Source organism: Paenibacillus sp. FSL W8-1187 (assembly GCF_037965485.1).
Lineage (GTDB): Bacteria > Bacillota > Bacilli > Paenibacillales > Paenibacillaceae > Paenibacillus_O > Paenibacillus_O pasadenensis.
In genome coordinates this window covers 1501719-1526366 of the sequence record NZ_CP150181.1, presented here as the reverse complement: position 1 = coordinate 1526366, position 24648 = coordinate 1501719, and the positions used below count along the sequence as shown (strand labels likewise).

Here is a 24648-nt window from a genome sequence, read left to right as displayed (position 1 = left end):
CCTTCCCTATCGTCCGTGAATGTGCAGCTGTTCCTGTAAGCACTTTCATTTTATGACGGAAGCGCTTTACCGACACCCCTGCAAACTTTAGCTCCTACCCTAAAAAGTTTAGGAGTTGCCTCGGATCGCTGCCGGCTCCGCGATTTCCTCGCGCTGCGGAAGGCGGATGCGCACGCTCGTGCCCTGGCGGCGGACGCTGTCCATCTGCAGCTCGAACCGTTCGCCGTAATAAAGGCGCAAGCGCCGATAGACGTTCTGGATGCCGACATGGTCGCCGAAAGGCTCGTCCCGCTGCAGCCCGCCGCGGATCGCCTCCAGCTCCTCCGGCTCCATGCCGGCTCCGTCGTCGACCACCTCGGCGATCAGCGCGCTGCCCTCGACGCGGAACAAGAGGTTGATGCTGCCGCCGCGCTTGCTCTTCTCGATGCCGTGGATGCTGGCGTTCTCGACGAACGGCAGGACGGACATCTTCGGCACGAGCCAGCCGAGCGCCTCGTCGTCGGCCACGACGGAGTAGTCCAGCTTGTCGCCGAAGCGGTATTTCTGGATCTCGAGGAAGCAGTGGATCAGCTCGAGCTCCTCGCGCACGGTCATCCAGTCGCGGTCCCAGGAGAGCGAGCGACGGAAGATCTTGGCCATGTTGTGGATGATCTTGGCCGTCTCCTCCTCTTTTTTGATGAGGCTGCGCATGCGGATCGTCTCCAGCGCGTTGAAGAGGAAATGCGGATTGATCTGGCTCTGCAGCGCATGCAGCTGCGCCTGGTTGCGCTTGATCTCGAGATCCTTGCGCAGGATGTCGGCCAGGTAGACGTCGTCGATCAGGCTTTTGATCTGCAGCGTCATGCGGTTGAACTCGTTCGTCAGCTGGCCGATCTCGTCGCGGTAGTCGGGCTGCTCGACCGGCTCGAACGAATGGTTGCGCACCCGCTTCATCTGGTGCAGGATGCGGGCGAGCCGCGAGCTGAGCGAGCGGGTGAACCAGAGGATGATGAGCGTCGGCACGAGGATGTTCGGCAGCGCGAGGTAGACGACGAAGTCGCGGGATTTGTACACGTCCTGCAGCACCCGATGCTCTGGGAACGCGCCCTCGAAACTCCAGCCGCGCAAATAATCGACGTTGGCGATCGGCTTGCTCACCGAGATCGCATCGGCCGCGAGCGCCTCGGGCAGGAACGACGCCTGCTCCTGCTGCCGCTCCGCGCTGCCGGACGCCGCCTCGATCCGGCCTTCCGGCCCGACAAGGTACACGTCTCCCTGCAGCGTCGCGTTGCGCATCAGCGCGCTGATGGCGCTGTAGCCGATGTCGATCTTGAGGATCGAATAACGACCGTGCTTCTGGCCGAAATAGTCGAGCCGGCGCACGAAGCTGAACACCGTCTCCGGACCGTGGGAAGTCTCGTTGACGCTGCGGATGACGATCGGCGAGCCGTCGCCGCCGCCGAGCGCGAGCGCGCGGTACCACGAGGAGGCCTCCACCTCCTCCGTGATCGGCCGCATCCCGCCGCCCCCGACGATGGTCGGATTGGGGGTATAGATGGCGACGTCGCGGATCGCCTTGTAGATCGGCGAGTAGCGGTACATCGTGGCGTAGATGTCCGCGTAGTAGGCATCCACATATTCCGAGGAGCTCGTGTAGGAGCGCTCGATCGCCTCGTTGAATTTGGCGTCGGTGTAGAAGATCGAAGAAATGCCGGCCGCGACGTCCATCTGGTCGAGGAAGTCGCGCCGGATCTGGTCCATCGCCGCCGAGATGTCGCTCAGCTTCTGCTGCCGGACGTTATGGGTCGTCACCTGATAAAAGACGATGTTCGTCAGCACGATCGGGATGAGCACGCAGACGATATAGACGATGAGCATCTTTTTGCGAAGGCGGACGTGGTTCAAGCTGAATCGCATCTCCGTATCCCCGTCTCTGTTTCGATTAAGGACCTTGCGCTGCCGCCGCTGGCGGCTCCAAGCAAAAAAAGCCCTTTCAAGTAGACTTTAGTCGGCTTTCGCCGCCCTGTCTACCGAAAGGGACGATGCGGGAAGGCGCTTTCTTTGCGAGAGCGGCCGTTCCCCGGCGGGCTCAGCCCGCCTTTCCTTCGATCTTGGAGCCTGCGCGCACGATGCTGTAGCTCAGCACGGCGCCGCTCCCGAAATGCAGGCGAAGCCGGACCTTGCGCCCCTCCTGCAGCGATTCCAGCAGCGGCTTCTTGAGCATGATGTCGCCCGTCGGATAGGAGGGCGCGAACGCCAGGCCGTACTCCTTGAACGGAGTCCACTCGCCAGGCCCCGGCACGCCTCCGTCCTCGTACTCGGCCTCCAGCGTCGACAGCCGCTCGCCGCCAAACGCGACCGGAATCGCCAGCCCCTCGATCGAGCCGGTCGAATCCTGGGCCACGGGCTGCGAGACGACGGCGACAAACACGTCCCAGTCCGCTCCGCCGCTGAACGACAGCGTCAGCCGGGCGGCATCGCCGGCCTGGCCGCCGACGAGCGACGAGAGCAGCGCCGCCGACAGCTTCAGCTGGCCGTCCTCCGCCGTGTAGTCGGCGCCTTCCTTCAGCGTCCGCTCTCCCGCGGCGACCGCCTGCAGCCGGTTGCCGTTCAGATCGAGCTGCAGCACGGCTTCCGCCGCCGGCTCGCCGGCCTGCATGTACACGGTGTCGGGCGACGTCGTGGAGGAGCGGCCGGTCCAGCCGGCGACCATCGTCTCCCGCAGCCGGGCGTCCGGCCAGCTGCGCGTCAGGCGGTTGAAATGCTGGCCGTTGTCCCACAGCATCGTCGCGAAGCCTTTCTCGCGGGCGTAGTACGCCAGATGCTCGAAATACTTGAGCTTCTCCCCCTGCTGCACCGTGTCCAGCGACTTGTCGAACCCGAGCAGGCCGAACTCGCCGAGCACGACGGGGATGCCGGCGGGAGAGAAGGTCGCCGCCACGCGGTCGAACGTCTCCTCCAGGTCGCGCCTCGCCCGTTCGTCGAACGTCGTCGCTCCGCCGAGATTGACGCTGAACGGATAGTAGCCGTAATAGTGGATCGTCGCGATCAGCCGCTCGTCCTCCATCTTGCGCATCGTCCGCAGCAGCTCGTCCAGCCTCGCCTGCGACGCGCTGGCCGTCATCGACGAGAGGACGAGCGGCCGCCGCGAGTTGCCTCCTCCCGAGCCGCGCACGATTTCATGGAAGGCCACGTTCAGCTCGTCGAGCATCGCGAAGTACGCGGGATCGTCCTTGTTCCAGTCGTCCGAGAAGCGCGGCTCGTTGACGCTCTCGAACATCAGCTGCTCGGGATAGCCGCGGAACCGCTCCGCGATCTGCCGCCAGAGCGCCTCGTAGCGGGCCTTCACCTCGTCGGGGTTGCTTTGCATGTCCTTGATCCACTCGCCGGAATCATGATGCAGGTTGAGCATGACGAGCAGGTCCGCGCCGAGCGACCAATCGACGACTTCCTGGATGCGGTCCAGAAAAGCGGGATCGATCCGGTATTCCGGCCCCGGCCCGGTCCGGTGGAACCAGGTGACCGGCAGCCGCAGGCTCCGGTAGCCCTGGCCGGCCACCGCCTCGACGAGATCCTTCGTCGTCCGCGGATTGCCCCATGAAGTCTCGTCTCCGATCGCATCGAACGTATTGCCCAAATTCCACCCGGGCTGCATGCGCTTCACATAATCGTCCATCGCCATCTCCTTTTCGGGCTTGACCAGCATCGCCGCCAGGACGGCGCAGACGGCCGCTGCGGCCGCCAGTCCCAGCATCGCGGCAGCCCATCGCTTGTGGTATGCCTTCATGAGCCGCCTTCGATCCGGTCCGCTCCGGTGTCCTGCATGGACATCCAGGAGATGCGGCCGGGCCGGGCCGGCTGCCCCGAGGCGCCGTGGAACGATACCGTCCTCGGCAGGCCCGGCAGCACGTCGAAGAAATTGTCCGAGAACCGTCCGGCCTGCTCCGCCGCCAGCCGCACCTGCCGCGCCAGCGTATCGGACGAGACGGTCCAGCTTCCGTCCTCCGCCTCGGTGACGGCGATGCGCGGCCGCTCCAGCCGCTGCTGCTTGAGCGGGACGAAATAATGCCACGCCTCCGCAAGCGGCGCCCCTCCGTCCTCTTCGAGGGCGGCGACGAGCACGGCGGAGTCCGCCGGCAGCCCGCCGAGCCAATCCTCGTCCCGAAAAGCCAGCAGGACGGAGGAGCCGGCCTCGTCCAGCCGCACCTCCATGGCCTCGCGGCGCCGCTCCGTGCCGTCGAACTCCAGCAGCCGCAGCGTCAGCCTCCCGCGGACGCCGCCGGGACGGTCGGTCACCGCATGCAGGGAACGCAAGCCTCCGCTGTCGCCGAACGAGAGGAGCGTCTCCCGGAAGCTGCGCTTCGCCTGATACTGGAGCGCTTTCCAATGGCCGAAATAATCGATGCCCGACCAGGAGGCCGCCGGCCAGCAGTCGTTCATCTGCCAGTACAGGCTGCCCATGCAATAAGGCTTGGCGCGCCGGTGGGCCTCCATCGCCTCCTTCATCGCCTCGGCCTGCAGCACCTGGCTCCGATACACGAACGACGGAAAGTCCTTGGGCTCGCTCATGTAAAGGTTCATGAAATGCCGGATCCGCTGGTTGCCGCCGCCATGCTTCTGATGCGCGAGCATCGGCCTCGACTCCAGCTCCAGCTCGCTCTCCTCCGCATAGGTTCGGATCGTCGACAGCTGCGGGAACGACTGGAAGCCGTATTCGCTCATGAACCGTCCGACGTTGCCGCGGAACGCCTCGAACGGCTCCATGCCGTGCCACACGCCCCAGTAATGGACGTCGCCCTCGCCGGCATCGGCATGCCCGTGCTGGCCGGCATCGCCGGACAGCCGGGCGAGCGGGGACGACGGCCAGTACGGCACTCCCGGAGAGAACGCCTCGACCGCCCGGGGCAGCAGGACATGGAACAGCTTCTCGTAGCCGCTCCAGATCGCGCTCCGCTGCTCCGCCGAGAAGCGGCCCTTCCACCCCCAGCCTCCCTGCTCGTCGTACTGCGACCAGGCGGAGTCGATCTCGTTGTTGCCGCACCACAGCACAAGGCTGGGATGGCGCCTCAGCCGCTTGAGGTTGTCCTCCGCCTCCGCCGCCACGCTTGCGAGGAAGGCGTCGTCGGACGGATACATGCTGCAGGCGAACATGAAGTCCTGCCACACCATCAGGCCATGCTCGTCGCACAGGTCGTAAAACGCCGAGTCCTCGTACAGCCCGCCTCCCCATACCCGCAGCATGTTCATGCCGCATTCCGCGGCCGCCTCGACCTCGGCCCGGTACTTCTCCACCGGCACCTCGGACGGGAAGCTGTCATGCGGGATGTGGTTGGCCCCCTTGGCGAACACCGGCACGCCGTTCAGCTCCAGCACGAAGCGGCTTCCGCGCTCGTCCCGCTCCGTATTCAGACGGACCGTGCGCAGTCCCGTCACGACCGTCGCCTCGTCGATCGGCTCCCCGTCGTCCAGCCGGAGCAGCTCCGCCTTGAAGGCATGGCGCTCGGGCTTCCCGAGGCCGCGGCACCACCAGAGCCGCGGCTGCTCGAGCTCCAGCTCCACCGACAGGACGTCGGTCCCCGGCCGCAGCTCCACCTGCCGCTCCCAGCGGCGCCCGCCCTCGCTGATGCGCAGGACGGCGGCGCATGCGGCCAGCGTGCGCACCTCGACCTGCGCCGTCAGCCGGGCCGTCTGCGCCGTGATCTCGTCCTGGCGGATGAAGAAGTCGGCGATGCGGCTGCCTCTCCAGCCGGCCAGCCGGGCCTCTCGCCAGATTCCGCTCGTGACGAAGCGCGGTCCCCAGTCCCAGCCGTAGTGGTACGGCGCCTTGCGGGCGAACACGCTGATCTTGTCGTCGCCGAGGCCGCCGAGCTCCGACTGGTCGTTGGCCGCGGGCAGGGCGATGCCGAGCGCCTGGAGCTTCGGCAGGTCCTCGCGGACCGGCGAGCGGAAGACGACGCGGAGCACATTGTCCTTTTCCGCCGCGATGCCCTTGACGTCGGCGCTCCAGCGGCGGAACATGTTGTCCGCCGAGAGCACCGGCCTGCCGTTGAGGCTCACGTCCGCATACGTGTCCAGCCCGTCGAACTCCAGCTCGAGGCTCGGCAGCAGCAGCATCTCCGCCGGAACGTCGAACCTCGTCTCGTAGTCCCAGTCCAGCTTGTCGATCCATTGCAGCTCGCGCTCGTTGTCGGAGCCGAACGGATCGGCGATGACGCGGTTGCGCAGCAGGTCGGCATGCACGCAGCCGGGAACGACGGCCGGCATCCATTCGTCGCTGCCGCTCGACTTGAACATCCATTGGCGAAAACGAAGGACAGATGCCGTCATGCCCGCCCTCCCTCGGCCGCGCGGAGCTCGCCGGCGAGCGGATAGGAGGCCAGGTCGGGCAGCTGGTCGCGGGAGAGGGCGAGCGGATGGGCGTAAAAGGCCCGCAGGCGCTCCGCCTCGGTATGCTTGCCGGAGTAGGCGATGCGGCCGTCCTCGCCGCCCCGCTCATAGACGTACTCCCCGTACCAGGTGCAGATCCACGCCCAGAGCGCGCCTTCGGCGGCCATCGCGTCGAGGTCCGGCAGCGCGCCGTTTTCCGTCATCGCGACGATTTTGTCCTCCGCGGAGAACGATCGGGCGAGCCGGTACCGGCCCGCCTGCGACTCGTGGCTGCGCGCCGGCGGATAGATGTCCTCGCCGATGATGTCCACCGTCTCGTCGCCCGGGTACCAGTCCGCATGCTGTCCGTTCCACACCCAGATCAGGTTGTGGAGGCCATGCAGGCCGGTCAGCCGCCGGAACATCAGGTTCCACAGGGCGATGCACGCCTCGGGGCCGGACGCCCCCCACCAGAACCAGCCGCCGGACGCCTCGTGCAGCGGCCGCCACAGCACCGGCACGCCGGCCTCCTGCAGCTTCGCCAGCTGGACCGCGATCTCGTCGATGTCGCGCAGGAGCAGCCGGTAGCCGTCGGAGTCCTCGTCGGCCAGCGCCCGCGCCAGATCGAACGTCGTCGCCTTCGTATAGAAGCCGCTGCTCCAGCTCTTGTCCGGCGGCTCGTCGATCAGATCCTGCGGCGCGTTCCAATGCCAGCAGAACGTGACGATGCCTCCGCTCCGCCACCAGTCGATGGCGAGCTCCGTGTCCTTGCCGGACGATCCCCGTTCCGTGCGGGACGGAGAGTAGTCCATGAAGTCGAACCCGCCGATCGCGGGATAATGCCCCGTCGTCTCGCGGATGAGGTCCAGCTCCGGCGTCGAGGCGACGCCGATCTGCTGGCCGGTCAAGCATCTGCGGCCGTACTGGTCCCTCAGGAAGGCCATGAGCCGCCGAGCGCCGTCTCCGGCGTCGCGATCGGCCATGCCCTGCCCGCCGAACCGGGAGTCGCGTAGCTGTTCCATCGTTCCTTCCTCCTTGCCAAGTCTGGATTCGGCTGCCGCCGGCAAGCGCCGGGGCGGGTCAGCCGATGATGCCGCTGCGCTCGACGCTCTCGACGAAATAGCGCTGCACGGCGAGATAAAGCAGCACGAGCGGAAGGATCGCGAGCAGGATGCCGGTGTCGATGATCATCGCCACATGGTTCGGATCGGCCTTGACCGCTCCCCCGCCGGCGGACGTGCCCAGCATGCCCGGGATCAGCATGTTCGCCTGCGCGGCGAGCGTGCTGATCTTGGTCGGCATCAGCTTCAGCTCGTTCATGAACAGCGAGGTGAAGAACGTGTCGTTGTACTGCCAGACGAAGCTGAACAGCACGACGGTAATGAGCGGCGGAACCGCGTTCGGCATCATGATGCTGGCGAACGTGCGCAGCCCGCCCGCGCCGTCGATGAGGGCGGCCTCCTCGATCTCCTTGGGCATGCCCTTGAAGAACTGGCGGAAGATGTAGATGAACAGCCCCGCCTTGAGCCCGATCGCCGTCGCCGAGGCGATCAGCGAGGGCCAGTATGTGTTGAGCAGGTTGAAGCCCGGCTTGCCCGTCAGCAGCTGGACGAGGCCGAGCGGGTCGAAGCTGCGGAAGTTCAGGTACATCGGCACCATCAGCGTGCCGGTCGGCACGAGGATCGTCAGGATGACCAGCCCGAACAGGACGCTGCTGCCCGGGAACGGGAAGCGGGCGAAGCCGTATCCGGCGAGGGCGCAGGAGGCCGCCGTCAGCGCCGTCGTCGCCGCGGCGAACAGCAGCGTATTCCCGAGCAGCGGCGCGTAGTCGAGGATCTGGGCCGCCATGCGGATGTTGTCGAGCGTGAAGTGCACGGGAATCATGTAGATCGTCGGGTTGTAGATGTCCGCCTTGTCCTTGAAGGCGATCGACACCTTCATGAGCAGCGGGTAGAGAATGATGAACGAGATTCCCGCAAGCAGCAGGTAGCGGAACAGGACGTACAGCATGTCGGCCGACTTCTTCCCCGCCTTCTGCAGCCGCATGTTTGGGCTCCGGACGGTTCGGCCGCGGCGGGAGCGGCCTCGGGCATTGCCTGCATCGGTTTCCTCCTCCTTCTATTCGGTCAGTCGTAGTGGACCTTGCGGGACAGCGTCCAGCCGATGACGGCCAGGATGATGCCGACGATGACGGTGTAGATCCACGATATGGCCGCGCTCAAGCCGAAGTTCTGCGTCGTGAACGCCGTCTTGAAGATCGTGTCCGTGACGGCGCTGCCGCTGAAGGAATCGATGATCGTATAGATGACGTTCGTCAGGATGAGCGGGCTCACGAGCGGAAAGGTGATCTTCCAGAACGATTCGTACGCGGTCGCGCCTTCCATCTTGGCGACCTCGTACATCGCCGACGGCACCGACTGGAGCGCGGCGAGGAAGATCAGGATCTGCACGCCGGAGCTCGTGATGATGTCGTAGATGCGCAGGATGGCGCTGACGATATAGTCGGCGAAGGCGTCGGGCAGCCCCGCGTCGCCGAGCAGCATGACCATCGACATCGCGTTGTAGGACGAGCTGGACCCGGCCATCTCGTTCACGGCCGTCGCATCGCCGACGAGGTTGATCAGGCCGGACGCCTCCGCCGCGGAGATCGCGCTCGAGGCGAGGATGACGGGCAGGAAGAACACCGCCCTCGCCAGCGCCCGGCCCCGGAACCTCTGGTTCAGCAGCGTCGCGGAGAACAGGCTGAAGAACAGGATCATCGGCACGTTCAGCGCCATCTCGGCGACCGATTGCGTGAGGATCCGGTTGAACGAGGCGTCGACGAACAGCGCATTCCGGAAATTGTCCAGGCCGACCGACTGCAGCGCGTAGCCGCCCGGCTCGACCGTCAGCTTGCTGAGGCTGAAGCGGATCGACTGCAGCAGGGGAGCCGCGAACAGGAACGCGAAGCCGAGCAGCCAGGGCGCGATGAACGCGAGCCCGAGCAAGGAGCGCTTGCGGGCCAGCGACAGCGGTGCCATTCTCATGAGGCCTTCCCTCCGATCCAGTAGCTTTCGGGCGCGAGCGTCCGCCCGTTCACGGTCTGCGGCTGATCCGAATAGTTGATCAGGAACGTCGTGCCCTTGGCGTAACGCACCTCCACGACCCCGCCGGGATGGCGGACATGCTCGGCGATGACGTCGTTCTGCACCGGCGCGAGCGCCTTGTCGGCTTCGAGATAGAGCGCGGCGGCTTCCTTCAGCCAGAGGCCGCTCTCCGAGGAGAAGCGGGCGTCGAACGAGGTGAACTTCAGCTTGGACGACGGCTCATGCGACAAATAGAAGCGCGGAGCCGCTCCCAGCTCCAGCGAGCGCAGCAGCTGCTTGCGCATGTCCTGCTCGTCGGCCAGGTTCCACGCCTGCCCGGCGTAGGGAATGGAGCCGTGGACGACCATCTGGTAGAACGGCACCTCCTCGTCGGTGAGGACGAAGCCGCTGGAGCCCGTCGGCACGTCGACGAGATGGTCGGCGTCCTTCCAGGCGTACGCGTTGCCGCCGACGAGCAGCGTCCGGCCGACGCTGCCGGAGATCTTGCCGAGCTCCCGCTCCACGATCGTCTTGGCCGCCTCCCGCTGCACGACCCGCCCCTCCCGGTAATCCGAGGCGAGCACGTCGCCCAGATCGCGCAAGGCGACTCCGGAGGCGGCGTCCTGCCGCTTGAAGCCGGCGAGGAAGGCGTCCACGTAGGAAGGAAGCTTCGTCGGCGACAGCAGGTAGAAGGAGCCGAGCGTCATGTCCATCCGGCTCAGCGCACGGTTGTACGGATACAGCTCCGCCTGCTCGCGGGTGACGAAGCGCGCCGCGTCCGCGGAAGGCTTGAAGCCCCCGTCGTCCCGGTAGATTCGCTGGAAGGCCGTGTCCGGGAACAGCAGGCCGCCCTGGCTCTCCAGCTGCTGGCGCAGCGCCTTGAGGCCGCGTTCTCCTCCGAGGCCGCCCGCAGCCCGGAGCGAGTCCGGGGAGCCGTGCTCGGCGCCGCCGCTGGACCAGCCCTCGTAGCGCATCAGGACGCGGCTCGCGCCGAGCTGCTTCAGCTGCTCGGCGATGCTTCCCGCCTGCTCGAACGTCGTCATCGTCACGAGCGAGCGGTACGGCACGCCGAGGAACGACTTCCGCTTGTCGACCGCGCCGAGAATGTCCAGGTAGAAGGGAAGGCTCCCTTGCTCCTGCAGCGGCTGCAGGACGCCGGACGCCTGCAGCTGCGAGCGGTACTCGGCCGCCATCCCGGAATAGCTGGCGGCGTCATGGTCGAGGAAGCTGTAGCGGACCGTGAGGTCTCCCCGATGAAGCCGGTCGTTCAGCAGCTGGATCTCCTGGACCTTGTTGCCGGTGTACAGCTCCAGCACGTCCTCGCCGCGGACGTGGAAGCGGCTGTGGACGAAGTTGTAGCTGTTCTTCTTGCCGCTGATGTCGGCCGCGACGCTCGCGAGCGCGTCGCCCTGCTCGATCGTCGCGAGCCACGCCGCGTTCCCCGCCTTCAGGCCGAACACGGGCATGCGCGCGCTCTGGCTCACCTGGCCGCGCCGCCAGCTGTTGTCGTTCGGGTCCATGCCGTAGATGCGCTGCACGTACTGCTCTTCCTTCACCTTGCCGTTGCCCAGATGGATGAGGCTGCCCGAGCCGTCGGGCACGAGCATGTAGCCCTGCTCCCCGCTGCCGGCCGCGCCGAAGAAAGGAAGCACGTCGAGGCTGCGGATCTGATAGCCGGCGCCCTCCTCCACCCGGCCCATCGGCACGGTCGCCCGCAGCGAGCCGCCGTCCAGGCGGTATTCCAGCGGCACGGTGAAGTTCGGCTTGGTCGAGGCGGCTCCGCCCTCGATGCCGGCGGCCGCGTTGTCGGCCGCGAGATCGTCCGGCGTGTAGCCGGCCTTCTCGAACGCCTCGGTCATCTTGCTCAGCACGAGCGGCTTGGAAACCTGGGCGTCGAGGCGCTCCAGCAGCTCGGGATCGGCCTCGGTCGGATAATAGCGCTTCTCGACGTACTTGGCGGAGGAGCTGTCGAGCTTGGAGAGCACCTTCTCCTCCAGCCGGGCCTTGGTGATGAGCCGAGGCAGCGCGTCGACGCCGAGCGACGTGTCGCCGATCGTATAGACGACCCGCAGGCCGCCCGGAATCGCTTCCGCCTTGAACTGCTTGGAGGAGATGCTCTGGGCGAAGTTCGTATAGGTTTCCAGCGTGCCGACGGAATCGCGGAACGAGACGGACAGCTGCGAGGAGAGCAGCTCCTTCTCGAAGCCCGAAGCCTTGGCGTCGGACTCGCGCTCGGGCGGATTGCTGTACCAGACGTCTCCTTGCCGCTTGTCCTTGACGGCGATCTCGGTCGTCTCCATGTCGTAGTACAAGGAGAGCCGGTCGGATTCGGCCGCCAGGATCATGCCGGGCACGCCGTCCGTGGCGTCGGGCAGAGCCTTCAGCTCCGCTCCCGCCTCCAGCGGCGCGGCGACGTCCGCGTAGGCCGAGGCCGGCACCGCCTTCGCCCCCCGGTCGCCCAGCAGCAGGACGGCGCAGGCGGCCGCGACGCAGACGGCGCCTCCGATCCAGGCCGCCGTTGTTCTCTTCGGTTTTTTCACAGCTGCGCCCCCTTAAGTGCGGAAAGACAATTCCCGATAGATGTTGACGACGAACTCGATCATCTGCTGCGCCATGCTCGCGACCAGCGTGCCGAGGAAAACGATGATGCCCATGACGGCGACCGTCAGCGCCATCGTCACGATCGTCTTGAGCGCCGTGTATTGATGCACGGTCATCGTGCCGACGAACAGCAGCGCCACGAACCATAGGGAGGCGACCGACAGCATCAGGTAATAGAAGGCCGTCTCCTCCATCACCATGAAGCGGCTGGCGACGGTCATCGGCAGGTAGATCAGCGCCATCGGCACGAGCGCGTAGCCCGTCGCCATGACGATCTCCTTGAATTTCCCTTCCCCGTCCAGAAGCGTCGTGATCGACCAGTTGGAGACGCACCAGAGGAAAAAGGGCACGACGATCGTCAGCAGCTGGACGATGCTGTTGAGCTGCCGGGGATCGTTGTAGTTGACCAGGAATCCGGCATACTGGCTCTGCACGATCGTGGAGACGACGACGAGGCCGAGCACGATCAGCGCGATCCGGACGCGGCCGCGGCCGTCATATTTGAGATCCCAATAGCCGTCGAACGGATGCACGATGAGATGCAGCGGAAAAGACAGGTCGCTTCGCTTCATGCTCAGCCCTCCTTCGCTTTCGATGAAGTCCATGGCGGCGGCGGTCCGGCGGACCGTCCGCCGCGCAGCAGCCTGCGCCCGGCCAGCCGCCAGAGCGCGTACGCGGCGACGGCGGCGAGCAGGATCATCAGCGCCGTGCCGAAGTGCTCCTTCATCACCTCGCGCCGATATCGCTTGAAGGCGACCGAGTAGGAGTCGCGGTCCATGCCGAGCTCGAAGTACGTCATCGCTTCCTTGTTCTTGCGCTCCATCAGCAGCGACTTGCCGATGCCGATGTAGGCGAGGTCGAAGTTGGCGTTCAGCTTCAGCACTTCCTTCCAGGCGGGAACCGCCTGCAGCTCGTCGCCGGTGTAGTGCAGCCCGGCCGCCTTGTTGACGGCGCTGCCGTACCTCGTCGGGGCATACACCTCGATGCTCGCCCGGCCGCGGTCCAGCACGAGCTGCCGGTCGCCGAGCTGCTCGATCGCCGCCGGCGTCTTGACCGTGCCGCGCTGGCTGCCCTTGCCGCCGTAGATGTAGAGCAGATTGCCTTCATGATCGTAGGTGAACACCTTGCCCTGGCTGGAGTCCAGCACGCTGTAGAGGCCGCTCTCGCGCACGTTCACGTCGATCATCCGCGACGGCCCCACCGCCGAGCGATACCGGACGTCCCCGGCTACGTCGAAGTAGCCGAAGCGCTTGAGCACGTCATCCCCGGACGGGTTGAGCCGCTTGATCGGCTCGCGCGAGCCGGGGTCGATGTTCGTCGCGAACAGGAAGCCTTTGCCGTCCATGTCGAGATTGGAAAATTCCGTCGGGACGAACAGCACCATCTGGGCTTTCTGCGCCTTGGTCGAGAGCATCCTCCAGAAATATTCCGCATAGTCCGGAGACACCTTGTTCGTGCCGACATAGCCGATGAACGCTCCGCTGCCGTCGAACTGCATGATGCCCTCGAAAATGCCTTTGGCGACGACATAGACGCGCCCGGCCTTGTCGACGGCCACCTTCAGCGGCGTGAAGGCGAATCCGTCGGGCAGGATGTCGGAGCTCGGCTTCTCGATCGTCCGGATGAAGGCTCCGTCGGCGCCGAGCACTACGATCCGGGAATGGCCGGAATCCGCGACATAGAGCTGCTCGCCCTCGTCCACGTACAGGCCCGTCGGATTGCTGAAGCCGTCCGGCTGTCCGTCCCGCTCGAAGCGGTCGATGACGGACTTCACCCGCCAGTCCCCGTCCACGACGACGATCCGGGCATTGCCGCTGTCGACGATGTAGAGCAGGCCGCGGGCGGATACGGCGATGTCGCTCGGCTCGACGAAATCGCCGACGCCGAGGTCGGCGCCGCTCACGCTCTTCTCCGGCAAGTAGGCGGCCGGAGCCGGCACCGCGTCGCTCCAGGAGTCGTAATTGTAGCTCTCGTACGGCGCCGACTCGGCGAAGGCCGGGCCGGGAAGGCCGAGCGCCAGCAGCGCCGCCGCCGACAGCGAGAGCAGGCACGCATGGAGTTTCATGGACTTCCCTCCTAATCCTTCATTCCCGAGGTGGCCATCGTCTCGATGATCCGGCTCTGGGAGAAGATGAACATCGTGATCGGCACGCTCATGAGGATGAGCGCGACCGCGGCCGCCGCTCCGGCGCGCGCGATGCCGCCGGCGACGATCTGGCCCGCCGCGAAATGCAGCGACTTGAGCTGCTCGCTGTAGATGAAGCCGTTGCCGTCCGTCCCCCACAGAATCTGGAACTGGAGGATGACGAGCGTCAGCCAGGCCGGCTTGACGTTCGGCATGACGATCGTCCAGAAGATGCGGTATTCGCTCGCGCCGTCGATCTTGGCGGCCTCCAGCAGCGAATCCGGGATCTGCTCCATGAACTGCTTCATCAGGTACAGGCCGAGCGAGTAGGCGAACGCCGGCACGATGACGGCCCAGTACGTGTCGATCAGGCCCAGCCACGACAGGATCATGTAGTTGGGGATGGCCGTTACGGCAGGCGTGAACATCAGGGACAGGACGACGATGCCGAACATCGCCTTCTTGCCGGGAAACTTATGCTTGGCGAGCGGGTACGCCGCCGCCGAGGCGAGCACGACATGGCCGAGGATGCCCGCGCCGGTGATGAAGACGGTGTTGAAGATGTAGCGCGAGAACGGCACCCACGAGTTGCCCATCAGGGCGAACAGGTCGACGAAATTGTTGAGCGTCGGATTGCGGACGAACAGCGTCGGCGGGAACAGGAAAATCTCGTCCAGCGGCTTGAAGGCGTTGTTGACGGCATAGACGAGCGGCAGGATCATGAAGCAGCCGAACAGCACGAGCAGCGCGAACAGCGAGATCGTGCCTCCGAGCGAGCGGTTCACCCGCTTGCGGCGAAGCGGCAACGAGAAGTTCACGGCCTCACTCACCTACCTTGCGCAGCAGTTTTTGGACGAGCAGGTTGGCTCCCACCATGATCAGGAACAGCACGGTCGCGATGGAGGACGCATAGCCCATCTCGTATCTCGTCGTGCCGAAGTCCATCAGATGCGTGACGATCGTCGCGGCCGCGTTGTTGACGCTCGGGAATCCGGCCAGCGCGATCGAGACGTCCGCCACGGCGAACGCCGTCGTGATCTGGATGACCGCTCCGAACATCAGCTGCGGCCGCATCGACGGCAGCGTGATGAACCACAGCTCCTGCCAGCGGTTGCGGATGCCGTCGACCGCCCCGGCCTCGTACAGCGTGCGGTCGACGGTCTGGAGGCCGGCGATGAACGCGAGGAAGCCGGTGCCGAGGCTCAGCCACAGCTGCACGAGGATGATGATCGGCAGGATGTAGGCTTCCGTCTTGAGCCATTGGATCGGCTCCAGCAGGATGCCGAGCTTCATGAGCATCCCGTTCATGATGCCGTAGCGGTCCCCGGAGAAGATCATCAGCCAGATGAAGAAGACGTTGCCGGATATCGACGGGGCGTAGAAGACGAGCGTCATGAACGCCCGCAGCTTCGGCGACAGCTCGTTGATGATCCAGGCGAATACGAAGCAGGCCATGTAGCTGACCGGGCCCGTGATGACGGCGAACAGCAGCGTGTTTTTCATCGCGATCAGGAAGACGTCGTCCTCGAGGAAGAGGCGCGTATAGTTCTGCCAGCCGATGAACTTGGGAAATTCCAGCATGTTGAAATAGGTGAAGCTGAGTACGATGGATATGAGCACCGGAAGCACGGTGAACACCGAAAAGAGGATCATGTACGGAGCCAGCATCGCATAGGACTGCCGGCTCGTCTTGACTTCCTTCCATTTCATGCTCCACCAGGTCTGCATGATCGCTTCCCTCCTCTAGCGAGGCAATCCGAATTCGCTGCGCTTCGTCCGGATCTCGTCTTGAATGTATTGGACGTAGTCCATGATCGATTCCCGCGCTTCCACGCCGCCGTTCACGGTCTTGTAGAAGGCGTTGAACAGATGGCGTCCGGTGAAGTAGCCGCCCGGAACCTCGGGAACTCCCTTCACCCACTCGAACTGCCGCTTCAGGCTGGCGTAGTCCTCCGCCGGCCAGGGCAGGCTGTCGAGCGCGGCGATGTTGGCGGTCGGATAGCGGGCGGCGGCTCCCATCAGCCCTTCCATCTCGCGGCCGAACTTCGTCTGCGTCTGTTCGCTCGTCCACCACTTCATGAACGTCCACGCCGCGTCCTTGTCCTGCGCCTTGCTCAGCAGACGACGCCGCTGCCGCCGCTCGGGACGGAGCGGTCGAGCGATCCGCCGGCTCCGGGCGTGCCGGGGATCGGGGCGAAGCCCCACATGCCGCGGATCTCGGGCGCGAAGACGGACAGCTGGTTGTAGGTCGTATAGTCGGCGATGCCGACGGGCATCTGTCCGGTGCGGAACCGGTTGGCGAAGTCGAATTCCTTCTCCAGCTTGTAGTCGGTGTAGAACTCCGTCCACGCCTTGAACGTCTCGATGCCGGTGCGCGAGTCCAGATCGGACTCCCGGCCGACGTTCCGATAGAACTGGCCGCCGTTCTGATAGAGCAGCGCGGCGTACAGCGAGTTCGGCGGCACGTTCTCCCCCTGCACCGTCCCCTGGACGACGGGCGGCAGGCCGAACTGCATATGGTTCTTGCTCAGCACCGCCAGCATCTCCGAGACGTCCTCCCAGCTCTGCGGCACGCGGAGGCCAAGCTCCTGCAGCACGTCCTTGCGGTAGAAGAGCATGTTGAACGTCTGCGTCTCCGGCAAGGCGTACACCCCGTCGCCATAGCTGTAGGGCACCATCGCGCTCGGGCGGAACCGATCCCGCACGTCCTCGAAGTCGGGGAAGCGGGTCAGATCCTCGGCCGCGTTGCGCATGGCGAAATTGACGGGCAGGTCGTTGCCGATCTGCATCGCGACGTCCGGACCTTGGCCGGCCAGCGTCGCCGGCAGCAGCGTGCCCATGTTCACCAGCTTCAGGTTCACCCCGATGCCGGTCTCGGCCGTGAACGTCTCGTCGATCATCGCCTTGATCGTATTGGCCTGGTCGCGGCCGCTCCCGATCCATACCGTGACGCTGCGCTGCTCGTCGTCCTTCGATACGTTGCCGATCTGGTTGTAATCGGTGAAGAACGAGCTCAGGAACGTCAGCGCCTCATGCTTCAGCTTCGCGCCGAAGCCCATTCCTTTGCGGGGAAGCTCGACGTCCGCGGAAGCGACGTACAGCTCGTCGATCTGCAGCGGCTGCTCGCGCGCCTTCTGCACCCAGGTGCCGAGGCCGCCGGTATTGGTCTTGTAGGCGGCCAGCCGCTTCGGAATCGTATCGGGCTCGCCGATCATCGACTCGAGCTGCTCCGCCATCGTGTCCAGCAGCGCCTCCTGGTCGCCCGAGCCTCCCGACAGCTCGACGATGCGAGCGGAGACGGCCTGCAGCCGGTCGCGCTCGGCCTGCAGCGACTCCATCAAGCCGGGAATCTTGCGGTCGACCTGATAGTCGCGGAACGGGTCCGGCGTATTGCCCGTGATCATCAGAATGCTGCGGTACGCCGCGTTGAGGTTGAACAGGCTGTCCTCGACCTCGCGGATGAGCGGAGCGAACTCGCCGAGCGAGGCGGTCAGCCTCAGCGTCCGCGTTCCCTTTTCCAGGTAGAACAGATACGGCTCCTCGCCGCCGAGCACGTCGATGCGGTAGCCGCTCTTGTAGCGGAACGCCACGTTCTCCATCTCGCGGAACGGCACGACGCCGTCGATGGTCAGCCTGCGGGTCGAGTAGATGCCGCGGACGAAGTTCTGCTTGGACTTGAAGGCGATCCGGTACAGGCCCGTTTCCGGGACGTCGATTTCCCATTCGAGCCATTGGTTCGGGATGCGCCAGTTGTAGCCGCCGATCGCGTTGATGCGGATCTTCGAGCTGCTGTACGGCGTGACCGCGGCGCTCGCCCGCTCGCTGACGGGATACAGCGTCGGGGACGACTTCGCGGATGCGGCCTCTCCCTGCACCGTGACCAGCCGGCCGGACGTCGCCGCCCGTCCCGAGCTCTCCTGCTCGGCGATCCACTCGGAGTAGGTCGGCGGGGACGGCAGCTGATGCAGCCTGAGCTGGCGGATCACCATCGGCTCGCGCGTCGACTCCAGCCGCAGCGTGTGCGTCCCGGCGGAAAAATAAAATTGGAACGGCTCGTTCTCGTAGCCGTCGGAGTCGGCGAACGGCGCCTCGCTCCACCTAGGCGCCTCGCCCTGGTTCGGCCTCAGGTCGTTGTCCTGGTTGTCCCGCTGCACCTGATCCTGCACATTGTCCCAGATCCGGTCGAACTGCAGGAAGCCCGCCTCCCGGAACGGACGCTCCCCGTCGATGGACAAGGCGCGCTCGATCGCCGAGCTTTTGCCCTCGATCGGGTAGTAGAGCAGGCTGATGCGGTACAAGCCTTCCTCCTTGACGTCGAAGGTCCATTCGGCCGCCCCGGACTCGCCGGTCAGCAGCGAGACGCCGTCCATCCCCTCGTAGTCCTGCAGCTGCCGAAAGCCCTCTCCCTCCCAGCGGCTCGCCTGGGCGGCCTGCAGGACGATCTCTTCGCCCGGCGCCTTGGCTTCCTCGTGCTCCGCCAAATAAGCCGCGTAATGACGCTCGCGCATCGCGGCCGCGCCGTGCTCCGCGGACGGCTCGGCCGCGGCGCTCGTGGCGTCAGGCGGCTGCGCCTGCTCCGCCCGGACAGGGGGCAGGCCGAGCGGCAGCAGCAGCGCCAGGCTCAGCGCCGCCGCGGCCAAGCGGACCGGGGCGTTCTTTTTTCGACGATGGCTGATGTTCACCCGAATCCTCCCTTCACGAAAAAAGGGGAGCGCAAGCTCCCCCGTTGCTGGCCGTTCGATGCGGTCAATTGCCGAGTTTGCCGATGGAAGCCTCGGCCTCCGGCTTGTATTTCTGCGCCGAAGCGGTCACCGATTGGCTGTTCACCAGGATGTCCGTCAGGAACTTGCCGGTCGGGTAGTCCGGATACGCGTCCTCGAGCACGATCTGCCCCTTGCCGTTGATGTTGTCCTTCATCATCATGATGTCTTCCTCATGATTGTACTGGCCTTCCAGCCATTCCTGCCCCGGGAAGTCCTCGGTCTGGGCGATGTCGAACGTCTCTTCGTAGATCTTGTAGACGAGCTGGGGATCCTTGACCCCTTTCGGAATGAACTTGGCCGCGCTGCCGCTGTCCGCGAAGGTGAACTTGTCGCTGCCGTGAGGGCCGACCGGGAACGGCACGACGCCGAAGTCGAACGGCAGCTCGCTATTGACCGCCCAGATCGGCGCCGGGAACATCGCGACGTCGCCGTCCTTGAACGTGTTGAACTCCTCGTAGTTCATCCGGTCGCCCGTCTTGTTCTTGACGACGTTCTCGACGTTGTAGAGCTTGTTGACGAATTCGACGGCCTCGATCGTGTTCGGATTCGTGAAGCCCTCCGCTTTGTTCTCGGGGTCGACGAAGGCCCCGCCGTTGGCGGCGACGAAGTTGCGGGCGATGTCGATCGACCAGCCCGAGAAGCCGTACGTGTCGGTCTTGCCGTCGTTGTCCGTGTCCTTGGTCGCCTGCTTGGCGATCTCCAGGAATTTGTCCCAGTTCCACTGTCCGCTGGCGTACAGCTCCTGCAGGTCCGGCAGGCCCAGCTTCTTGAACAGGTCGCGGTTGTAGTGGATGCCGGAGCCGGCCATGCCCGGATTGTCGAAGCCGTACTCCTGTCCGGCGATCGCCGGCGTCCGCACCATCAGCTTCTTTTCCTGGTTGATGTCGTCCTCGGGAGAGGTGAACTCGTCGACCTTCAGCAGCTGGCCCTTGAGCGCCGCCGGCAGCGCCGACTTGTATTCCATCTGCATGATGTCGGCGAACGGCTCGCCGGTCAGCACCGTCGCCGTGAACTTCGGCATGTACTCCTCGAACGGAACGTTGACGAACTCGATCTTGACGTTGTATTTCTTCTCGACTTCCGCGATCTTCGCCAGCCGCTCCTTCTCCGAGGCCGTGTTGCCGGCCGGCTTGAGATCCCACCAGGCGGCGAACTTGAGGACGCGTCCGCCCAGGTCAGGCGGAGCCGCCTCCGGCGCCGCCGTCTCGGCCGGAGCCGCGCTGGCGGCCGGCTCGCTGCCCGGCGTCGCGGCCGCTCCGTTCGTCGCCGCTCCGCCTCCGTTGTTGCCGCTGCATGCGGACAGCAGCAGCGTGAGGCTCATCCCCAGCACCAGGCCCATCTTCGGTCTTCTCTTCATCCCGAACCCTCCCAAAATGATTGATGAATGCGCGCCATCCTTTTTGAAGCGCTTGCAAACCTCGTGGAACAAAAACGCCTTTCCGGCCCTTTTGTTATCATCCCCTTAGGTTTTGTTATTTTTATTTTCATAACGGATCATAATTCTTAAATTTGGAAAGGTCAAGATAAATTTTGAAAACGCTTTATATCCCTCGAATTTCCAGAATCGATGATCCCGCCAGCTCGATTCGACCGGCTTCGATCTTGATCCAACCGGCTTCATTCGTCCTTTTTTCCGCCGAAATCCTTTATTGACCGAATAAACCTTTGGGTTGCACCATCAGCCAGCCGATGGTATGTTGATAACATAACAAATTGTTAGTTCAACCTAATTTCTTTTAGGGGAACTTGAGACTGAAGTTGATGAAGATGAGGATGATATGATGCGGGGCAAAGTGACCATTCAAGAAATCGCAGATCAGACCGGCCTATCGAAATATGCCGTATCGCGGGCGTTGTCGGGAAAGCCGGGCGTCAGCACGCAGACGAGGGAAATGATCTTGAAGACAGCGGGAACGATGGGATATTTCAAGGAGCCGGTCGCCGTTTTCAACGAGCTGGTCGACCTCGACGTGCGGACCTGGTCCGGAACGATCCTGGTGCTGTTCCCTAACGTCCGCCACCAGAACCGCGAATCCTCCTACTGGGGGCCGATCTTCGAAGGCATCTCCGCGAGCCTGAGCAAGAAAAAAATCAATATCCTGACGCTGACGGAGCCGCAGGACGAGTCCATGTTCTCCTTGCTCAACCCGGAAGGAATCATGGGCATCCTGACGATCGGCAACGTCTCGACGTCGACGCTGTTCGACATCCGCAAGCTGAACATTCCGATCGTCATGGTCGACCATCTCGATCCGAGCTTCAACTGCGACACGGTGTTCACCGACAACTTCGCCGGCATGCGGGACATGATGAACGCGATGATCCATCGCGGATACCGGAAGTTCCAGTTCATCGGCAACATCAAGGATGCCCACAGCTACCGGGAGCGCTGGCTGGAGTTCAACGCTTCCCTGGCCGACAGCGGCATTCCGCAGGAGCAGCTGCCCGCGCTGCTCGACCACCGGCTGGATGAGTTCTACGCGACGCTCGAGGAGACGTTCGCCTCGCGCGAGCTGCCGGAAGTGTTCGTATGCGCCAACGACTTCTACGTCAACTATACGATCGAGTCGTTCGAGCGGATCGGACTGCCTGTCGACGGCAAGGTCGTCTTTACTGGATTCGACAACGTCAGCCCGCCCCAGGCCTGCAAGGCGACCATCAGCGTCAACGAGGAGCTGCTGGGCAAGCGGGCGGTCGACCAGCTGCTGTGGCGAGTTCTGAATCCTTCATCCAGCTATGAACGGAAGCTCGTAAGAGGGGATCTGGTCCTTCAGGATTGAACGCGCTTTTCGGAGCGAGGCTCCGTCCGCAAGGCCTTGTTTTAAAGAAATAAGGACCGGAGCCTGAGTGTTTCAGGCTTCCGGTCCTTATTCCATGATCGAGGCGCGTTCCATCCATCCGCTTTCCTTCATGAACCCGTCTTCAGCTCGTTGCGGTAGGAGGTCGGCGACTTGCCCTCGACCTTTTCGAACTTGCAGATGAAGTAGTCCGGATTGTCGAAGCCGACGCTGCGGGCGATCTCGTACACCCGCTTCTCCGTCTGCCGCAGCAGCAGCTTCGCCTGCTGGATGCGCAGCTGGAGCAGATAGTCGTTGAAGTAGACGCCGTAGCTCTTCTTGAACAGCTGGCCGAGATAGACCGGGTTCAGGTAGAAGCGGGCGGCGATGCTCTTCAGGCTGATCTCCTCGTGGAACCGGCTGTCGATGTACTGCTTGATGCGGGCGATGTCTCCCTTGGCGCCGCTGCTGCGCAGCCGGCTGGTCAGCTCCCGGCTCTCCTCGGCGAACGCGGCGAACCGCTCCCGCAAGCCGTCCGGCGACAGCGGCCGGTCGCGCCAGGCGAGCAGCGGCTCGAGCGAGCGCAGCTCCTTCTCGTCGCCGCCGAGCGAGCGGATCGCGGCAATCGCGCCGAACGCGAAGCGGCTGATCGCGTGATGCACGGCGTCGGGAGCGAAGCGCTGCTCCCGAAACCGTTCGAAGATGCGGCGGACCGCTTCCTGCCGGCGCAGCTGGTCTCCGTCCTCGAGCAGCTCGTTCAGCTCGGCATGCTCGCTCGGATCGAACTCCATCCGCCGCAGCTCCTCGCCCCGCAGCGCGCTGCGGCACAGCGCGCGCCGCTCCGGATAGGCGAACCGGTACTGCATCGCCTCCATCGCCTCTTGGCGGGAGACGCGGAGACCGGCCGCCGACTCGGCCTGGCCGCCCGCATAGACGGTGAACGGCCGCCCGAGCCGGCTACCGAGCCGGGCGGCCAGCCGCTCGGCCAGCCCTTCGAGCGTCGTGCCGGCATCGGCCGGAGCGAGATGCACGGCGAGGCCGTACAGCCCCGGCCGCGGCCGGTCGACGCAGCTCGCATCATGCTTCAGGCCGAGCGAGGCCGCGGCCGCCGAAATGGCCGCGCCGAGGCTGTCCTTCGCCTCGGCGTCCTCCGCGGCCGGCTCGGGACTCATCGCCGGGCAGTGCGCCTCGACGAGCAGATAGCCGCATGGAGCGGACTGGGGCACGCCGAGCAGGCGGGCGTACTCGGCTCCCGCCTCCGCCGGCGCGTCGCCTCGCAGCAGCTTGTCGAGCGCGGCGCGGACCGGCGGGACGGCCGCGCCGGGATCGCGGGATTCCTTTTCGATCTGTCCGGCCAGCTCCCGCAGCGCTCCCGTCACCTCGCCGTCGTCGACCGGCTTCAGGATGAAGTCGCGGACGCCGAACTTGATCGCCTGCTGGGCATAGGCGAAGTCGCCGTAGCCGCTGACGATGATGAACTTGACGCTGTCGTTGCCCTGCTCGCGCACCGAGCGGATCAGCTCCAGCCCGCTCACCTCCGGCATGCGGATGTCGGTGATGACCAGATCCGGCGACAGCTCGCCGATCAGGCGCAGCGCCTCCTCGCCGTCCTCCGCCTCCCCGCATACCTCGAAGCCGCAGTCCTCCCAGTCGATCATCGTCCTCAGTCCTTGCCGCGCATACCCCTCGTCGTCGACCAGCATGACCTTGTGCATGGCAATACCTCCTCCGTAGGAATGGGAATGCGATCCGCCCGGCGGCCTCCCGCCCGAGCTCGGCCGCCGCCTGCCGGCGCGGCCGCTTATGCGCGCTCCGGCATCCAGATTCGGTAGCGCCCGCTCAGCGCCAGCATGGCGAACAGGTACAGGCAGTTGTCGTAGTAGCGGCGCTCCCCGGTGCGCACCGGCGTCTCCCAGAAGCGGCGCGCCGTCTCCAGCGCGAGCTCTCCTTCCGCGGCCAGCGAGGCGGCGGCGTTGGTCGCGAGCAGGCCGACCGGATGAAGCGATTTTTCCTCGAGCGGCGTGCCGTCGATCTGATAGCGCCGGTAGTCGTCCGGCTCCTTGTCCGCGAAGAACGACTGGATGCGGCCGGCGATCGCCGGCTGCTCGGGATCGGCGCGGAACCACTCCCAGTCCAGGCCGATGTTGGCCGCGACGCGGTAGGCGTCGCTGAAAAACTTGCCGTAGCCGCGCTCGTCGTTGGGCGTGCCGTCGTAATGGGCGTATTCCGGCGCCAGCCCCGTCTCGGGATGGCAGGAGAGGCGGATGTACGCCCGGCTCGCCGCGGCGGCCTCCTGCCAGAATGGCCGGTCGGCCGGGTCGGCCCACAGCGCGAACAGCTCGTAGAAATGCGGCAGGTGGTAGGACGGGTCGCTGAACTCGCAGTTCGGAACGAACTTGATCAGCTTGTTGTCCGGGTTCCACATCGGGTCGCCGTCGCCGTCCTCGCCCTTGTGGATGCAGACGCTCAGCAGCTCCCGCGCCTTGACGCCGTAGTCGAGCGGATGCTCGCCGTCGCCCCAGCGATGCGAGGCGAACAGCAGCGCGAGCGCATAGTACTCCTCGCCGTCGGGAGCGGGTCCGTTCGAGTTGCGCGTGCCGTCCGGCAGGCAGGACCAGGCGAAGTAGCCGGCTCCCGGTCCTTCTTTCATATGCATGTACTGCCAGCTCCAGCGCCAGATGCGGTCGAACACGTCCTTATGGCCGAGCTGCACGGCCATCATCATGCCGTACGACATGCCCTCGGTGCGCACGTCGAGATTGCCCGTATCGAGCAGGTAGCCCATCCCGTCGTCCGTCTCGTAGTAGATGCGCGTCTCGTCGCCGTCCTCGAACAGCTCTCGCCACGTCTGCTCAAGCCGCGCGGCGATCTCTTCCTCTCCGTAGCCCGCCTCGCGGAATACGCTGCGGTACGTTCCGGTGTGGAACGCTCCAGCCTTCGTGCCCGTGCTCGCTTCCGTCATGCCGATTCCC

17 protein-coding genes are annotated in these 24648 nt (G+C 65.0%); 1 reads left to right on the top strand and 16 read right to left on the bottom strand.

The genetic code is table 11. The features are described 5' to 3' along the window. Nucleotides 1-108 precede the first annotated feature (108 nt). From NYE40_RS06530 to NYE40_RS06465, 14 genes are all read right to left on the bottom strand, one after another. Nucleotides 109-1884: a sensor histidine kinase gene (locus NYE40_RS06530; protein WP_339279620.1), complete on the bottom strand. Its 1776-nt coding sequence runs from the start codon at nt 1882-1884 to the stop codon at nt 109-111. Nucleotides 1885-2068: 184 nt separating this feature from the next. Beyond that, complete coding sequence (locus tag NYE40_RS06525) at nt 2069-3766, bottom strand: cellulase family glycosylhydrolase (RefSeq protein WP_339279619.1); 1698 nt, start codon at nt 3764-3766, stop codon at nt 2069-2071. Then, nucleotides 3763-6306 (bottom strand): glycoside hydrolase family 2 protein, encoded by a 2544-nt coding sequence (locus tag NYE40_RS06520; protein WP_101808705.1) that lies wholly within the window; start codon nt 6304-6306, stop codon nt 3763-3765. Before NYE40_RS06520 ends, NYE40_RS06525 begins: the two co-directional genes overlap by 4 nt. Next, a complete protein-coding gene (locus tag NYE40_RS06515; protein ID WP_101808704.1) occupies nt 6303-7367 on the bottom strand; it encodes a glycosyl hydrolase in 1065 nt (354 codons plus the stop codon). Before NYE40_RS06515 ends, NYE40_RS06520 begins: the two co-directional genes overlap by 4 nt. 58 nt (nt 7368-7425) lie before the next feature. Next, the gene (locus NYE40_RS06510; RefSeq protein WP_101809433.1) at nt 7426-8391 is read right to left on the bottom strand and encodes a carbohydrate ABC transporter permease; all 966 of its coding nucleotides are present in this window, start codon (nt 8389-8391) and stop codon (nt 7426-7428) included. Between the two features lie 80 nt (nt 8392-8471). Continuing rightward, nucleotides 8472-9371 carry a sugar ABC transporter permease gene (locus NYE40_RS06505; RefSeq protein WP_339279615.1) on the bottom strand — a complete coding sequence of 300 codons (900 nt, stop codon included), beginning with the start codon at nt 9369-9371 and terminating at the stop codon, nt 8472-8474. Next, complete coding sequence (locus tag NYE40_RS06500; RefSeq protein ID WP_339279613.1) at nt 9368-11950, bottom strand: DUF5696 domain-containing protein; 2583 nt, start codon at nt 11948-11950, stop codon at nt 9368-9370. The genes NYE40_RS06505 and NYE40_RS06500 overlap by 4 nt, the downstream gene beginning before the upstream one ends. A gap of 12 nt (nt 11951-11962) precedes the next feature. Then, on the bottom strand, nt 11963-12583 hold the full coding sequence (locus NYE40_RS06495) for a Yip1 family protein (RefSeq protein WP_028600427.1): 621 nt from the start codon (nt 12581-12583) through the stop codon (nt 11963-11965). 2 nt (nt 12584-12585) lie between these two features. Continuing rightward, on the bottom strand, nt 12586-14076 hold the full coding sequence (locus NYE40_RS06490; protein ID WP_339279611.1) for a gluconolactonase: 1491 nt from the start codon (nt 14074-14076) through the stop codon (nt 12586-12588). Between the two features lie 11 nt (nt 14077-14087). Beyond that, complete coding sequence (locus NYE40_RS06485; protein WP_028600426.1) at nt 14088-14954, bottom strand: carbohydrate ABC transporter permease; 867 nt, start codon at nt 14952-14954, stop codon at nt 14088-14090. A 4-nt stretch (nt 14955-14958) separates the two neighbouring features. After that, on the bottom strand, nt 14959-15864 hold the full coding sequence (locus tag NYE40_RS06480; RefSeq protein ID WP_043111862.1) for a sugar ABC transporter permease: 906 nt from the start codon (nt 15862-15864) through the stop codon (nt 14959-14961). A 15-nt stretch (nt 15865-15879) separates the two neighbouring features. Beyond that, entirely contained in the window at nt 15880-16215 is a 336-nt protein-coding gene (locus NYE40_RS06475) for a hypothetical protein (RefSeq protein ID WP_339279608.1), read from the bottom strand. Nucleotides 16216-16250: 35 nt separating this feature from the next. After that, a complete protein-coding gene (locus tag NYE40_RS06470) occupies nt 16251-18818 on the bottom strand; it encodes an extracellular solute-binding protein (RefSeq protein ID WP_339279606.1) in 2568 nt (855 codons plus the stop codon). A gap of 64 nt (nt 18819-18882) precedes the next feature. Then, complete coding sequence (locus NYE40_RS06465; RefSeq protein WP_101808703.1) at nt 18883-20256, bottom strand: extracellular solute-binding protein; 1374 nt, start codon at nt 20254-20256, stop codon at nt 18883-18885. A gap of 421 nt (nt 20257-20677) precedes the next feature. Between NYE40_RS06465 and NYE40_RS06460 the strand changes: the two genes are divergently transcribed. Next, nucleotides 20678-21679: a LacI family DNA-binding transcriptional regulator gene (locus NYE40_RS06460; RefSeq protein ID WP_339279603.1), complete on the top strand. Its 1002-nt coding sequence runs from the start codon at nt 20678-20680 to the stop codon at nt 21677-21679. Between the two features lie 128 nt (nt 21680-21807). On the opposite strand, the gene NYE40_RS06455 is transcribed toward NYE40_RS06460, so the two are convergent. Continuing rightward, complete coding sequence (locus NYE40_RS06455) at nt 21808-23391, bottom strand: response regulator (RefSeq protein WP_339279601.1); 1584 nt, start codon at nt 23389-23391, stop codon at nt 21808-21810. An 86-nt stretch (nt 23392-23477) separates the two neighbouring features. Next, the gene (locus tag NYE40_RS06450) at nt 23478-24638 is read right to left on the bottom strand and encodes a glycosyl hydrolase family 8 (RefSeq protein ID WP_339279600.1); all 1161 of its coding nucleotides are present in this window, start codon (nt 24636-24638) and stop codon (nt 23478-23480) included. Nucleotides 24639-24648: the final 10 nt, after the last annotated feature.

Coding starts and splice junctions, on each gene's coding strand:
- NYE40_RS06525 (WP_339279619.1), bottom strand. CDS start 3,766: ATGAAGGCATACCACAAGCGATGGGCTGCCGCGATGCTGGGACTGGCG.
- NYE40_RS06520 (WP_101808705.1), bottom strand. CDS start 6,306: ATGACGGCATCTGTCCTTCGTTTTCGCCAATGGATGTTCAAGTCGAGC.
- NYE40_RS06515 (WP_101808704.1), bottom strand. CDS start 7,367: ATGGAACAGCTACGCGACTCCCGGTTCGGCGGGCAGGGCATGGCCGAT.
- NYE40_RS06510 (WP_101809433.1), bottom strand. CDS start 8,391: ATGCGGCTGCAGAAGGCGGGGAAGAAGTCGGCCGACATGCTGTACGTC.
- NYE40_RS06505 (WP_339279615.1), bottom strand. CDS start 9,371: ATGAGAATGGCACCGCTGTCGCTGGCCCGCAAGCGCTCCTTGCTCGGG.
- NYE40_RS06495 (WP_028600427.1), bottom strand. CDS start 12,583: ATGAAGCGAAGCGACCTGTCTTTTCCGCTGCATCTCATCGTGCATCCG.
- NYE40_RS06490 (WP_339279611.1), bottom strand. CDS start 14,076: ATGAAACTCCATGCGTGCCTGCTCTCGCTGTCGGCGGCGGCGCTGCTG.
- NYE40_RS06480 (WP_043111862.1), bottom strand. CDS start 15,864: ATGCAGACCTGGTGGAGCATGAAATGGAAGGAAGTCAAGACGAGCCGG.
- NYE40_RS06475 (WP_339279608.1), bottom strand. CDS start 16,215: ATGAAGTGGTGGACGAGCGAACAGACGCAGACGAAGTTCGGCCGCGAG.
- NYE40_RS06465 (WP_101808703.1), bottom strand. CDS start 20,256: ATGAAGAGAAGACCGAAGATGGGCCTGGTGCTGGGGATGAGCCTCACG.
- NYE40_RS06460 (WP_339279603.1), top strand. CDS start 20,678: ATGATGCGGGGCAAAGTGACCATTCAAGAAATCGCAGATCAGACCGGC.
- NYE40_RS06455 (WP_339279601.1), bottom strand. CDS start 23,391: ATGCACAAGGTCATGCTGGTCGACGACGAGGGGTATGCGCGGCAAGGA.
- NYE40_RS06450 (WP_339279600.1), bottom strand. CDS start 24,638: ATGACGGAAGCGAGCACGGGCACGAAGGCTGGAGCGTTCCACACCGGA.